Here is a 14224-nt window from a genome sequence, read left to right as displayed (position 1 = left end):
ATTTTATGTGTGCTGCATTTGTGTTCTCACCTACGAAAAGAAGTATTATTGAGATGTCTACCCTCACAATTCACTGAAAAGCTGTTTTTGGATCCTGAAGGATGTGGTGTTTTTGGGGATTCATTGAAGTAATTTTAAAGAAGATTTCATGCCTCGCAGCACTGGCAATGAACACATAGTGGTCTGCCTATTTTCGACTCAATGTCAGAACTCTTAGGCTGGGGGAAATTGGAATGTTCTGGAGAGGTGGGTGTGCCTGGCCAGATTGAAAACATGGCCCGGTTACGACTCATCAAAACAACAGGTCTTCTTTTGTCAGGGGGTGGAGTTCGCCATGGTAGGTGGTGGACAAAAAAGTCAACGAAAAACTGGTTTGGATGTGATGGTGAAGAATCTCGTGGTATTGCCGTTTCGTGTTGGGGGTATAATTTCGATAGTGGAAATAAGGGCTTAGAATTGGTGTGTTTTTGGGGGTGCGTCAATGGTATGTTCTATGGTGAAGTGGCAACACAGGGGCCTATATGTGGCCATTTCCTGGCCCGTCAGATGGCAAATGTTGTGTGCTCCATGTTTTGGGAGGTATCAGATTATTCTGCACAGATTGCGGCAAATTAAAATATTCACGTTCCTACCTGTTTTCCTCCCTTTTTCAATTCAATTTTTTAACGTGGATTGTGTGATATTTTGTTTGCTCATTATTCCTGTGGTACTCCGGATTGTCTGGTTTTTTGTATGGGTGTTATTCAAATATGGGTGATTGAAATAAGCTTTCAATTTTCGTGGATGGGGGTCGTGTTACATTTTGTTACAGGGGTGGGGCCAAGATGTTTTTGTAATATTTCTGGTCTTTTTAGCTTGCTCCGAGGATTTAATCAAAATATGAGTGTCTGAAATGAATGCAATTATCGAAAAAATTTCAATTAGGACTGCTATTCTGTTGTTTGGGATTTACTTTTCTGTCTGTCTGAATGAATGTAATTGGAATTTTTATGACTAAAATGGACTTTCAATTCCATTAAAAAAATGATATGTTACATATTGTTACTGGGATGAGAGTCGTGATTTTATGTATATTTCATCGATTTTGAAGACTTTCAATTCAGAAAAATTGAATCAAAATATGAATCAAAAATCTGCTGATTTGTGTATTCTTGATATCTGTTTTTTGTGCAATTTTTGACGGTATTTTTGGGTGTATTTTTTGCGCGAAATGACTATTCTGCGCAAAAAGCATATAAATGGTTAAAATAAAGAAATATCCATGCAGGAAGATTGTTTTTCAGAGTGGCTTCCGCGGTTCTTACACCACCTCAGAATGAGGAATTATTCACCTGGTACGATAGCAAGTTATGGGCAGGTTATACGAAAATTTGGATATTATCTCTGGATCTCTCGAACCAAAGGTGCAGAAAAACTTGTGGAATACTGGCAGGATCTTGTCCATGGGCGCCTTGATACAACGGTGAATACCACTCCAATAATTATTGATGACTATCTGGCTTTTTTAACATCACTGCGTGATTATAAGGCCAAAACCCTGCACCGGATTCTTTCGTCACTTTCGTCGTTTTACCGTTATCTGTATGCTCAGAGTGTCGTCGAATCAAACCCTCTGCCCGCAGTGGACCGTCCCCGGATTAAGGAAAGAGAACTCAAATATCTCAAGCATAATCAGGTGATGCGATTGTTGGAGTCAATTCCTGATACTGATCCCCGTGATAAACTCATAATTCGGCTGATATATGCTACCGGAGTCCGTGTTTCTGAACTGTGTGGGATGACGCTCTCTGATATCGATTTCGATGATTTTACTATCCGTGTTATGGGAAAAGGTGGTAAAATACGGACGGTATTTGTCGATGATGATACCATGGAAGAAATTCTGAAATTTATTGGAGGTCGGATAGATGGCCCTCTGTTTGTGGGGCAGATGGGACATGCGATTTCTCCCCGCACTGTCCAGTATATATTCAATAAATGGGCCCCCAAAGGGATCACTCCTCATAAAATTCGTCACTCATATGCTTCTGAATTATATCGGAGATCCAAAAATCTGAGGGTTGTACAGGAGAACCTTGGTCATTCATCTATTCAGACTACAGAAATCTATCTGCACACTGATGTTGATGAAAGAAGGGCTGTCTATCGGGAGTATTTCCCACTCTCAAGACAGGATTAATATTTATTTTTTTGAGTGTGGTTTTGTTGTTTTGTAAACTGGCACACGTGTGGATTTTAAATTTGGCGTTGACAGGTGACGATATTTAGCGAAAAAAATGACGTGTTTGTCGCTGTTTTATTTGATTACATAAATAGGGGGCTGAAACATTATCTCGCGGAAGGTATTGTCCTGGAACGATCCTTTGGTTTTACTATTGTTTCATTTGATTAAGAACATCGGATCTTTCTCTTTGTAATCCTCTTCTATATGCGAGATGTTGCAGGAGATGCATATAGACGCCTCTTCTGTTCTGCGAATGGTTTTTTTCTATCTCATGGGTGACTGAGGGGGCAATCCTGCAATGGTGTTGGGTGAAATTGATTGTGGATGAAGGTGAGAAATAATAAAATTGTGTGAAACGATCAAATACGATTCTCATTTTTGATATGTTCCTGCCCGATATTGGGGTGTGAGATGCCTGATTGAAGTGCTATGAATATTGTTTGTATGCTTGTTCTAAGAAGAGGGTGTAGGCGACACTGTATCCTGATTCGACAAAGACAAAAGATGTGTTAAATATTTGTGCGTTTTCTAATCAGGGGATTTTTATCCGCTGATTTCTGTCTTTTGCTCATTGCCTGATAGATTCGATTTTTCATTGTCTGGTTGTTGTTACCGGTGTTTAATAGAAGAAGGGGTTTGTCCTGCAATGTTGTTGGATGTGCCTATTTCATACTGATTTAGATGAATTGGGTGGAAGAAATGGGACTTTTGAAGTGCCTTCGGGGGTTGTGAATACCCTGATATGATGAATTATTTGTCCTGTCTTCATCTCTTTGCCTGGTTTGATTGTTTTTTGCATGGCTATAACGAAATTCTGGTTCTGTTTTTCTCTGGGGTATGTCTGTTTGATTATTGTGGCTAAAAATCAGGTATTTTTTCAATTTTTTTCGTTCCAGGCAAATTAAATATGTCCACCATAATTCATCAATAAACCGTATGATGCTATATGGGAGGGCGGAGCCATCTGATCATCAATGGTTGTGTGATCTACTGATATCGTCGTATGAATTTTTGATCAAAGGCCAGGATACCATACTATCATCTTATCTAAGGCCATCTGGACGGAATGTGCCAAAATATTAGGTCCTTTAGAAAAATTCAGTTTCAAAAAACAATATGAAGGCTCTGTAAAAATGTAGCCGGAATAAATAAACAGAGAATGGATTATGGCCACCAGGGCTAATCCGAATTTGTCACAACGTGGACAGGTTACGATATACTACATCCTGGAACAGATGTCCTTTCGCTGTTCGTACGCTCCCGGCGAAAAGCGCTGCCCCTCTTAAGGGGGCCATCCCATCCGCTCTGCCGAGTGTAATCTCGGGACGGGGGAGATATGAATCGATATGCCGAAGTGCCGGTGCAAAAATGATGTCCGGGTTCTCAGTCGCAACCGGCCCTCCCACAATAATCTTCTCCGGGGCGTAGGCGGCGATGATGGTGGAGAGACCGCGTCCGTTGATCACAGCCAACTCCCGGAAGAATGCCATTGCCTCCCGATCACCGGCACGGGCAGCTGCACAGAGTGCTTCGGCTGTTACGTCTGGCTCCTCAGACAGATTGGGAGCTTGCCGCCCGCACCATGCCCGGAAGAACTGCGGCATCCCGCTCCCCGAGGCATACGCCTCCCAGTGGCCCTGCCCTCCACATCCGCAGGGCAGATTGTAAACCGTGTCCACACAGATGTGGCCGATTTCTCCGGCATTGCCGCCTGCCCCTTCCAGAAGGTGACCGTCGGAGATGATGCCACAGCCGATGCCGGTGGAAATGGTCAGATACACCAGATTATTGCATCCCTGTCCGGCACTGATCCTGTATTCATGGTATGCACCGGCAGATCCATCATTGAGAATGGTAACCGGGCAGGAGAAGGCTGCCTCAAGAGGTGCCCTGAGTGGAATATCTGCATACGGCATATTCGGGCTTGACTGAATGCTCTCTTTCCCCGCTGAAAGAGGCCCGGCGGTGCTGATGCCAACCGCATCCGGCAGAGAGCCTGCCTCTGCGCAGACATCTTCTATCATACGAATAACCTGCTTCGTTACGGCTATGCCATCCGCCCCGTCTCGGCAGAGCGGTTCCTTCCGATGGGCGATGCATCTTCCCTCATCGAGAAAGACCGTACTCCTGACATGCGTCGCACCGATGTCTGCTGCTGCGATACATACTCTCGTTTCGTGTTTCATCGTCTCATTCCATGATGTGTGCACCTGTCTGGTGCCCGACAGGTGCACCAGATATATGAACCTGATTGTCCTGCACATCTCATTTTTATTCCTACAGGTTCATCAATTGTATGAGTATCCATGCGCAGCGATGAAGTGAAACAAGGGTATGTCCGTGCGCCGAACAGATCTCTTCTGCGGGCTCTCGGTATTACAGACGACGAGATGACGAAGCCGTTCATAGGTATTGCCAACTCCTGGAATACCATCGTGCCGGGCCATCTCAACCTCAGGCAGGTGGCAGAACGGGTACGGGAGGGTGTTGCTGCAGGCGGCGGTGTGCCCTTTGAGTTCAATACTATTGGCATCTGTGACGGCATTGCAATGGGGCATGAGGGGATGCGGTATTCCCTGCCATCACGAGAGACAATAGCAGACTCTGTTGAACTCGTCATTCAGGCCCACCGCTTTGACGGGCTTGTCTGTATATGTACCTGCGATAAAATCGTCCCCGGCATGCTGATGGCTGCCGCCCGGTGCAATATCCCGGCGATTGTCGTCACCGGTGGGCCAATGCTGAGCGGGAAATGTGGCGGGAAGGAACTCTCCCTCATCGATGTCTTTGAAGGTGTCGGCAAAGTGGCAGCAGGCACTATGGATGAAGACGAACTTATCGCCCTTGAAAAGTGTGCGATGCCCGGCTGCGGCAGTTGCCAGGGTCTCTACACCGCAAATACGATGGCCTGCATGACAGAAGCCCTTGGGATGTCTCTTCCGCGGTGTGCCGCAACACCCGCGGTGCATGCAGAGAAACTTGCCATTGCCCGGATGAGCGGTGAGCGGGTGGTCGGCCTGGTCCGGGAAGGCACAAAACCCTGCGATATCATCACCCGCGAGAGCATGCGCAATGCAATCCGGGTGGACATGGCATTGGGCGGCTCCACAAATACTGTCCTCCATTTGATGGCAGTCGCAGAGGAGGCAGGTGTACCCCTCACGCTGGATGACTTCAATGAAATTAGTGCCGCAGTGCCGCATATCTGCTATATGCAGCCATCAGGGCCCCACTCGATGGAGACACTCTATTATGCAGGCGGCATTCCCGCAGTCCTGCACGAACTTGCACCCCTCCTTGAAGACGCACTGACCGTCACTGGTACCCGTGTCGCAGAGCTTGCGGCAAACGCCCCGGCGGGCGACCCTGCAATCATCCGTCCGCTTTCCGACCCGATTCATGCCTTCGGTGGTCTGAAAATAGTCAAAGGAACCCTTGCGCCCAACGGTGCGGTGATAAAAGCAGCAGGCGTCAGTGACGAGATGTGGCAGCACACCGGTCCTGCCCGTGTCTTTGACTCAGAAGATGCGTCAATGGAAGCCATTCTCGCAGGAATTATTGTAGAAGACGATGTGGTCGTCATACGCTACGAAGGCCCTGCGGGTGCACCCGGCATGCCAGAGATGCTCTCCCCCACCTCAGCGATTATGGGCCGTGGGCTCACGCGTGTTGTCCTCATCACCGACGGACGGTTCTCCGGCGGGACACGAGGCCCATGTTTTGGCCATGTCGCCCCGGAAGCTGCGGCAGGCGGTCCGATTGGGCTTGTTGAGGAGGGTGACAATATCACAATTAACCTCTTCCAAAACCGGATTGACCTGGACGTTTCTCCTGATGTGCTGGACGAACGCAGGAAACATCTGATAATTCCGGTAAAACCACTGTCTGGTGTTCTCAGCAGGTATGCAGAGGCGGTCTGCCAGGCAGACCGTGGTGCAGTCCTGAAAAAATACTAATTAATTTTTACCCTCATTTTTTATGTGACCGCTCTCTGGTGAAGGATTGGGCTTCCCTTTCATCTCTGCTTTACCGTCTCTCGACAGGTTTGTGCTCTTTTGAGATCAGTGCTTTACGACCTGTCTGTGTTAATTTTTGGGAAAACCGGATCGGGCCGGGCTGATTGGTATGGGGGCCAAGATCTTCCTCGTGTGGATGGGTATGTGTATCGTGGTCAGGTGCGAAGGGGGGGCGTTCCCATGCATGGTGCGGTGGGTGGGGGTGCTGGTGGTCATACGGGTGGTGGCGGTTAAATTTGCGTTTTCTTTCCATGTCCTGGCTGATGTTGTAAACCGATCTGTCGGCAAGGGAGATTGCATCCGGGCTTCGGTATTTCTTCCTCGGTGGCATGGACTATACTCCGGCTCTTCGGTAATAAATAGTTCGGCGGAATTGGAGGGTAATAGCCGGTGGCAGATTTCTCTCTCTGGTGTCTGGAGTCTATGCCCGTGAGTACTGCTAACAGATCTGGTGGAGTATTTCCTGCACACAGTCACTCCCGATCTCGTAATGACGCAAAAGAGTATGGCCGAATCTCTTCAGGATTTTTTCGTTGTGCGAGATGCGGTATTCCGGTTTTCCCTGTCTGAAGGCAAAAAAAAGATATGTCCCACTTCCGCAGTTGAATTTAGCGGGTGAGGCGTTCTAACTGCTCTGTAATAAGAGGCAGTGAAATCCGGCCGACCGGTGTAACGGTGCCGTTAATAAGAACGATTGGAAGAAGAGGATGGTGCTCTTCAATAATTTTCACCACATATTCCGGAACTCCATCATCAAGGAGTGTCAGTTTTAGGGTGATGCCCGGGTAGCGTGATTCAAGCTCTGTTTTCAGTGCTTCAAATGCCTTCACCAGATTTTCTGAGGGGGCACATGCAAAAAGCTCGCAGGTGCGTGTATCATCACAGGGAAACGGCCCGCATGAACCTTCTGAAAACCCGATGACCTCAATTTCACTCGTCTCTGCCATTGCCATAACGTATCTTCCTTCGTCCTTTTATTTTCTGCGGAAATGAACGGGTTTGGCATGGTTCATCAATATCCATTTTCCAAATAATGTCAGTCATATTTTCTTCACAGAATATCTCACATGGCTCCATAGACCCTTACGAGTTTTTAATAAGGAATCCCACTCAATACGTATGGTTATTCAATGAAGGCGGTTCTGGGTCTTGAAAACGGGAAATATTATGTCGGGGAGGGCTTCGGTGTCGAAGGATCCTCTACCGGTGAATTAGTATTTACTACTCAAATGGGCGGTTATATGGAAGCACTGTCCGACCCGAGTTATAAGGGTCAGATTTTGATGTTCACATATCCCCTCATAGGAAATTACGGGGTGCACCCCAATAATTTCCAGAGCAGTAATGTTCATGCCCTCGGGTGTGTGGTGCGGGAGCTGTGTAAGGCCCCTGCTGCCATGCCATCCCTGGGTGACTATTTTGCAGACAATGGTCTGTTGGGAATTTCCGGTGTTGATACACGGAAACTGACCATTGAAACACGGGTGAACGGCACACTGGGTGCGGCACTGATTGTTGGAGACGACAATGGTGAATATGCAGTCGAATGTGCGCAAAATCAGCGTCCGATTACAGACATTGAACTCATACCGCAGGTATCCTGCAAAAAGGCATACCGCCTCGAAGGGAAAGGGAAGCGTATTGCTGTCCTTGACCTCGGTGTGAAGAACAATATGCTTGCAAGTCTGAAGAGGCGTGGTGCTGATCTTTATGTATTCCCCCATAACACACGCCCTGATGTCATTGAGGCAATAAACCCCCAGGCCCTTTTTATCACAAACGGCCCCGGCGATCCGATGCGTGCAACGGACGCCATAAAAACAATCCAGTATTTTATCGGTAAGATCCCCATTTTCGGGATCTGCATGGGCAACCAGGTGACAGCCCTTGCACTTGGAGGGAAGACCTACAAGATGAAGTTCGGGCACCGGGGGTCAAATCAGCCGGTTCGTTACCGTGACGGCAGAATTTTCATCACCACGCAGAACCATGGGTTTGCGGTGGATGGAGATTCCCTTCCGGAAGGTTGTGAGAGGCTCTTTACTAATGTCAATGACGGGAGTGTAGAGGGATTCTGTTCTGAAGACCTGAATATATTCACAGTCCAGTTCCATCCGGAGGCCCATGCGGGCCCCTATGATACTGAGGAACTCATATTTGATATGATGTACCGGAGGATTCCCTGATGCCGCTGAAACCTGAAATTAAAAAAGTGCTCCTTATAGGCTCGGGTCCGATTCAGATTGGACAGGCCGCAGAGTTTGATTTCTCCGGGACGCAGGCATGCCGTGCACTCCGTGAGGAAGGGGTGGAGGTTGTGCTCGTCAACTCCAACCCGGCAACGATTCAGACCGACCCGGAAACGGCAGATATTATCTACATTGAGCCAATCCGGGCTGATATAATTGCAAAAATAATTGCAAAAGAGAAGCCGGACGGCATTCTTTCCGGGATGGGCGGTCAGACCGGCCTCAATATGACGGCAGAACTGGCCGAGATGGGCGCTCTGGAAGGTGTACAGATACTTGGCACACCTCTTGAAGCCATCTATCGCGGTGAAGACCGGGAACAGTTCCGTGACCTGATGGATGAGATTGGTGAACCAGTGCCCCGGAGTATGATCCTCACCGATATGGGCCAGCTTGATGAGGCGCTGGAAATTGTTGGTCTTCCTGCTATTATCCGCCCTGCCTACACCCTTGGTGGTGCCGGCGGCGGTGTTGCATACTCCGCAGACGATTTGAAGAGAATCGTGGAACTGGGCCTGCAGCGCTCCCGTATCCATCAGGTGCTCATTGAAGAGAGTGTCATTGGCTGGAAGGAAATTGAGTTTGAGGTTATGCGTGACGCTGCTGATACCTGTATCATCATCTGTGGAATGGAGAATGTCGATGCGATGGGTATCCACACTGGTGAAAGTGTGGTCGTTGCACCGATTCTGACCCTCAGGGACGATGAGTTCCAGAAACTACGGACAGCATCCATAAAAATTATCCGGGCACTCGACATCCAGGGCGGCTGTAATGTTCAGCTCGCATATCAGGACGGCGACTACCGTGTAATTGAGGTAAACCCGCGGGTATCCCGTTCTTCAGCACTGGCATCCAAAGCCACCGGATACCCGATTGCCCGTGTGGCGTCAAAAATCGCAATCGGTCTGAACTTAGACGAGATCACAAACACCGTCACCGGATGCACCCCGGCATCGTTTGAGCCGGCAATAGACTACGTGGTTGTGAAGGTGCCACGGTGGCCGTTTGATAAATTCCCGAACGCAGACCGTACCCTCACCACCGCGATGAAGTCCACCGGTGAAGTGATGGCCATCGGACGCACGCTTGAAGAGGCCTTTAAAAAGGCAATGCGGTCCCTTGACACAGACGTGTACTCGCATACATCAGAGTCTGAAATTCGTATGCTCCTTGCAAACCCGACAGATGAACGGTTCGGGTGTATCTTTGATGCGTTCCGGGCTGGTTTTTCTGTTGATGAAGTCGCAGAACTGACCTATATTGCACCCTTCTTCCTTGAGAAGATGCGCAATATCATTTTGATGGAAGAGACACTCGCGGCAGGCAATCCAACACCTGAAACTATCCGGGCGGCACGGCGGTCCGGTTTTTCCTCAGAAGAAATCTCCACCCTCTCAGGTATCTCCGAAGAGATGGTGGGGGATGTGGGTGGTATGCCCACCTATAAGATGGTTGATACCTGTGCTGCAGAGTTCCCTGCGACGACACCCTACTTCTACTCAACCTGGGAGGATGAGACCGAGATTGTCCCCGATGAAAAGGAGAAAGTCCTCATCCTTGGTTCCGGTCCCATCCGTATCGGGCAGGGTATTGAGTTTGACTACTGCACGGTGCATGCGGTGAAGGCTCTCCGGGAAGAAGGGGTTGAGGTGCATATCGTCAACAACAATCCTGAGACTGTCTCCACTGACTACGACACCTCAGACCGGCTCTTCTTTGAGCCGATGACACTTGAGGATGTGACAAACATCCTGAAATCGGACAATTATGCCGGTGTAATGGTGCAGTTCGGCGGCCAGAACTCTGTTAACCTTGCTCTGCCGCTGGAGCGGGCTGTCGCGTCCGGAAACCTGAAGACCAAAATCTTTGGCACCTCTCCTGATGCGATGGACATGGCAGAGGACCGGGAGCGGTTCAGCAAACTTCTGGAAGAGCTTAATGTACCATCGCCTGCGAATGGTTCCGCCTACTCTGAAGAGGAGGCATTCACCATCGCAGAGACAATTGGGTTCCCGCTTTTGGTGCGGCCGTCCTATGTCCTTGGCGGGCGGGCAATGGAGCTCGTGCATGACGAGATTGAACTGCAGACCTATATCCGTGAGGCAGTGCGGGTCAGCCGGCAGCACCCGGTTCTCCTCGACTCATTCCTGCAGAACGCAATCGAAATCGATGTGGATGCTGTCTGTGACGGAACGGATGTCCTGATAGGCGGTATTATGGAACACATCGAAGAAGCCGGTGTCCACTCCGGTGATTCTGCATGTGTTATTCCACCCCAGTCTCTCACAGCTGATGTGATTGAGACGGTGCGGAAGTATACCAAAAGCATTGCTATCGGCATTGGCGTGGTTGGACTCATCAACATCCAGTTTGCTGTCAAAGACACGGTTGTGTATATCCTTGAGGCTAATCCCCGGGCCAGCCGGACAGTTCCCTTTGTCTCAAAGGCGACCGGCATGCCGCTTGCAAAGATTGCTGCAAAGGTGATGTATGGTCAGAAACTGGCAGATTTAGGTGTTTCTGAACCGGTGATGTCGCATGTTGCAGTAAAAGAGGTCCTTTTACCCTTCAACAAACTCCCCGGTGTGGACACGGTCCTTGGCCCGGAGATGAAGTCCACCGGTGAAGTGATGGGCATCGATTACGACTTCGGTCGTGCCTACTACAAGGCCTGTCTTTCAGCAGACAATGAACTGCCGCTGGAAGGCAACGTATTCATCTCAGTCGGCACAGAGGACAAGGAAGGCATCCTTCCCGCAGCAAAGAATATGCATGAACTGGGTCTGAAGATATTTGGCACTGCAGGAACGGTTGCATTCCTTGAATCCCATGGCATACCGGCAAACCTTGTGAGAAAAGTGCAGGAAGGTTCCCCGAATGTCATCGATGTGATGCGCAGAGGAGACCTGCGGCTGATTATTAATACCCCCTCCGGAAAATATTCCCGTCAGGATCATGTCCGTATCATGCGGGCGGCGCTTGACTACAATATTCCATATATTACGACCATTCAGGCGGCCAATGCTGCAGCACAGGCAATCCGCAGTTTGAAGAAGGATTCAATTACGATTGAGCCACTCTCCCACTATCATGGTTGATCCGGATAATCAACTAAATTCTCCTTTTTTTTCCCGCAATTCCACACCGTTTTCCGCTGAATCAGATTATACCCTTCTCTCTCCGGAGGCCGTATCGGCGTTTCGAAAGATTATCTGGCAGTATTATGAGGCAAACCGGCGTGAAATGGCATGGAGAGACACAACAGACCCGTATGCCATCTTTGTCTCAGAGGTGATGCTCCAGCAGACACAGGTGGCACGGGTACGGGCAAAATATCCTGAATTCATGGCAGCATTCCCTGATTTTGCCTCTCTTGCGGCAGCACCGCTTGAAAAGGTGCTGCGTGTCTGGCAGGGAATGGGGTATAACAGGCGTGCGAAGATGCTGCGGGATGCAGCTGTGATGGTGATGGAGGAGTTCGGCGGCTGCCTTCCAAAGACGCCTGAAGAATTGGTCACGCTCCCGGGTATTGGTCCTGCGACTGCCGCATCCATCGCTGCGTTTGCCTATAACGCACCGGTCGTCTTTATCGAGACCAATATCAGGCGGGTCTTTATCCACTTCTTCTTCCCGACAGAGGATAAGGTCCATGACGACAGAATCCGGCCGCTTGTGAGGCAGACCCTTGACTGGATAAATCCCCGGGAATGGTATTATGCACTGATGGATTATGGTGCAATGGCAAAACAGGCGGTGGAAAATCCGAACCGAAGGAGTCATGGATATACCGTGCAGGCAGCTTTTGACGGTTCCGATCGGCAGATCCGGGGGCGGGTTCTGCGGTATCTCCTGGATGAAGGGCCGTCATCCCGTGATGCTGTGGTTGCCGCCTGTGGCGATGATGCCGAACGGACGCATAAAATTATTTTGAAAATGGTGGGTGAATGCCTTCTTTCTGAAGAATCGGGGCTTTTGAGGATTGCATAGGGTGCGTCCTGCGTCAAACACCCTTAAATAGTCGTATCACGAAGCCTCAGGTATATGATACGTTGTGTTGTATCACATTGGTAAATGATACACTACAACGTATCGTTGAAAATGATACGCTCTTGTATCAATGGTGAATGATATGAAACTGTTTGATGCGTGGATGTCTTCCTTCAGGTATGCACCAATATATATGATCCTGCTCATTGCCATCGCAGGGTGTGTGGCAATGACCGGGAGTGCAGCGGCAGCGTCGCCTGCTGCAACAGAAATCTGGGCCTATTCCCAGCCGACGAACATGTATGACTGTGACATCTCCCCGGATGTCATGTATGTGGCAGGCGGGACTTATAACAATAAAGTGCTGCTCCTTACGATTGAAGGAGAGCACCTCTGGACGGTTGACACAGCCTCTCCGGTCTGGGGTGTGGCGGTTTCCCGTGGTGCTGAATATGTTGTGGCAGGCACCGATATCGGGGACCTTCTGGTCTATGACAATGAAGGAACTCTGCTCTGGTCCAAACGGTTCAAGGGAATTGTGAACGATGTCGACATCTCTGCGGATGGTTCGGTGATCGCTGTTGCCTGTGCTGATGCAAAGGTTTACCGCTACACAAATATGGGAACAGAAGTCTGGGCACACAAAATGGACTCGGCTGTTCTTTCAGTTTCTGTGACGGAGGATGGCAGCCTTATCGGAGCGGGGAGTAAGGGGTTCCAGATACGGGTTCTGGATGCTGAGGGACAGAATGTCTGGAGTTACCAGATAAACGGGCAGGTATTTGGACTCGATATCTCCCCTGACGGCAAATACCTCGTTGCAGGAGGGAATGATGCCTATGCCTATGTCTTCGATAATACCGGTAAAATCGTGTCACAGGAGCGGCCGATATCCCAGGTCAATGATGTCTCTGCCACCCTGCAGGGAGCATACTTTGCACTGGCACGTGGGGATAGTATCACGACTATTTATAATATCGAGGGAAAGATGGTCACTCAGTTGTCTGCATCTGCCAGTGTAAACGGAGTCTCACTCTCGCCTCTGGGCGGTGCATGTGCGGTTGCCTCATCAGATGGCAAACTGTATCTCTACTCTCTTCCGATGCCGGACATTCCCGTCACTCCGGTGGAGACTGCCACTCCCTCTGTGACCCCGACTCCGGTGATTGACCCTGATGCAGAGGGTATTTTCTCATTCTCGTCAGCACCATCGGGTGCAACGGTCTACATCGATAATGTCGTAAAAGGGATTACACCGGCGACCCTGTCCATGAAGGCGGGCCAGTATCCGATTCTGATACGTCTTGATGGCTATGAAGACTGGACAACGACGATAAATCTCCTTCCGGGGGACACCGTCAATGTGGTTGCACAGTTGACCGCCACAACGCCCCCTTCCACACCTGTCCCTGCAGGATTTCTGCCGGTTTTTGCAGGGCTGGTTTTTGCTGCGGTTCTTCTCCTGCGTCGTTCAGACGAATAATCATTTTTTGAGGGGTTCCTGAACCAGGATGATGGGGTTAGGTCCCCTCCTGGAATCCATTTGTGACAGGTGGAAATCTATCGTTCAGTCATCCTGTTCAGTAGTATCTCATTCAGCCATTCTGTTTTGTAATTTTGTTCTGTAATCCTGTTTTGTTATCCCCGAATCAGAATATGAACCCTTCCAGAAAACAAAAAAAAGTGTCAAAATGTTTGGATCTGTTTTTTTTTCTCTCCATCCTTTCTGGATGGTGTCCGTTTAC

The 14224-nt window shown here is 49.3% G+C and carries 9 protein-coding genes; 6 read left to right on the top strand and 3 right to left on the bottom strand.

What is annotated here, in order from left to right:
• Nucleotides 1–1261 precede the first annotated feature (1261 nt).
• Nucleotides 1262–2179, top strand: a complete 918-nt coding sequence (gene xerA / locus L0665_RS02030; protein ID WP_274924047.1) for a site-specific tyrosine recombinase/integron integrase — start codon at nucleotides 1262–1264, stop codon at nucleotides 2177–2179.
• A gap of 1238 nt (nucleotides 2180–3417) precedes the next feature.
• Here the strand turns inward: xerA and L0665_RS02025 are convergent.
• Nucleotides 3418–4434 (bottom strand): ROK family protein, encoded by a 1017-nt coding sequence (locus tag L0665_RS02025; protein WP_274924046.1) that lies wholly within the window; start codon nucleotides 4432–4434, stop codon nucleotides 3418–3420.
• 96 nt (nucleotides 4435–4530) lie between these two features.
• Between L0665_RS02025 and ilvD the strand changes: the two genes are divergently transcribed.
• On the top strand, nucleotides 4531–6180 hold the full coding sequence (gene ilvD / locus L0665_RS02020) for a dihydroxy-acid dehydratase (RefSeq protein ID WP_274924045.1): 1650 nt from the start codon (nucleotides 4531–4533) through the stop codon (nucleotides 6178–6180).
• A gap of 70 nt (nucleotides 6181–6250) precedes the next feature.
• On the opposite strand, the gene L0665_RS02015 is transcribed toward ilvD, so the two are convergent.
• The gene (locus L0665_RS02015) at nucleotides 6251–6571 is read right to left on the bottom strand and encodes a hypothetical protein (RefSeq protein WP_274924044.1); all 321 of its coding nucleotides are present in this window, start codon (nucleotides 6569–6571) and stop codon (nucleotides 6251–6253) included.
• A 277-nt stretch (nucleotides 6572–6848) separates the two neighbouring features.
• Nucleotides 6849–7193: a hypothetical protein gene (locus tag L0665_RS02010; RefSeq protein WP_338036409.1), complete on the bottom strand. Its 345-nt coding sequence runs from the start codon at nucleotides 7191–7193 to the stop codon at nucleotides 6849–6851.
• Between the two features lie 177 nt (nucleotides 7194–7370).
• Between L0665_RS02010 and carA the strand changes: the two genes are divergently transcribed.
• The 4 genes from carA (at nucleotide 7371) to L0665_RS01990 (ending at nucleotide 13962) form a co-directional block, all read left to right on the top strand.
• The gene (carA, locus tag L0665_RS02005; protein ID WP_274924043.1) at nucleotides 7371–8426 is read left to right on the top strand and encodes a glutamine-hydrolyzing carbamoyl-phosphate synthase small subunit; all 1056 of its coding nucleotides are present in this window, start codon (nucleotides 7371–7373) and stop codon (nucleotides 8424–8426) included.
• Entirely contained in the window at nucleotides 8426–11590 is a 3165-nt protein-coding gene (carB, locus tag L0665_RS02000; protein WP_274924042.1) for a carbamoyl-phosphate synthase large subunit, read from the top strand. The genes carA and carB overlap by 1 nt, the downstream gene beginning before the upstream one ends.
• Complete coding sequence (locus tag L0665_RS01995; RefSeq protein WP_274924041.1) at nucleotides 11583–12479, top strand: HhH-GPD family protein; 897 nt, start codon at nucleotides 11583–11585, stop codon at nucleotides 12477–12479. The genes carB and L0665_RS01995 overlap by 8 nt, the downstream gene beginning before the upstream one ends.
• Nucleotides 12480–12621: 142 nt before the next feature.
• A complete protein-coding gene (locus tag L0665_RS01990; RefSeq protein ID WP_274924040.1) occupies nucleotides 12622–13962 on the top strand; it encodes a PEGA domain-containing protein in 1341 nt (446 codons plus the stop codon).
• The last annotated feature ends 262 nt before the right edge of the window (nucleotides 13963–14224 follow it).

It is taken from the genome of Methanogenium marinum, from assembly GCF_028912405.1.
Classification (GTDB): Archaea; Halobacteriota; Methanomicrobia; order Methanomicrobiales; family Methanomicrobiaceae; genus Methanogenium; species Methanogenium marinum.
This window is presented reverse-complemented; position numbering and strand designations above follow the sequence as displayed.

Bases quoted from the DNA above. Each gene is read 5' to 3' on its own strand.
- xerA (WP_274924047.1), top strand. From the start codon at position 1,262: ATGCAGGAAGATTGTTTTTCAGAGTGGCTTCCGCGGTTCTTACACCAC.
- L0665_RS02010 (WP_338036409.1), bottom strand. From the start codon at position 7,193: ATGGCAATGGCAGAGACGAGTGAAATTGAGGTCATCGGGTTTTCAGAA.
- L0665_RS01995 (WP_274924041.1), top strand. From the start codon at position 11,583: ATGGTTGATCCGGATAATCAACTAAATTCTCCTTTTTTTTCCCGCAAT.
- ilvD (WP_274924045.1), top strand. From the start codon at position 4,531: ATGCGCAGCGATGAAGTGAAACAAGGGTATGTCCGTGCGCCGAACAGA.
- carB (WP_274924042.1), top strand. From the start codon at position 8,426: ATGCCGCTGAAACCTGAAATTAAAAAAGTGCTCCTTATAGGCTCGGGT.
- L0665_RS01990 (WP_274924040.1), top strand. From the start codon at position 12,622: ATGAAACTGTTTGATGCGTGGATGTCTTCCTTCAGGTATGCACCAATA.
- L0665_RS02015 (WP_274924044.1), bottom strand. From the start codon at position 6,571: ATGCCACCGAGGAAGAAATACCGAAGCCCGGATGCAATCTCCCTTGCC.
- carA (WP_274924043.1), top strand. From the start codon at position 7,371: ATGAAGGCGGTTCTGGGTCTTGAAAACGGGAAATATTATGTCGGGGAG.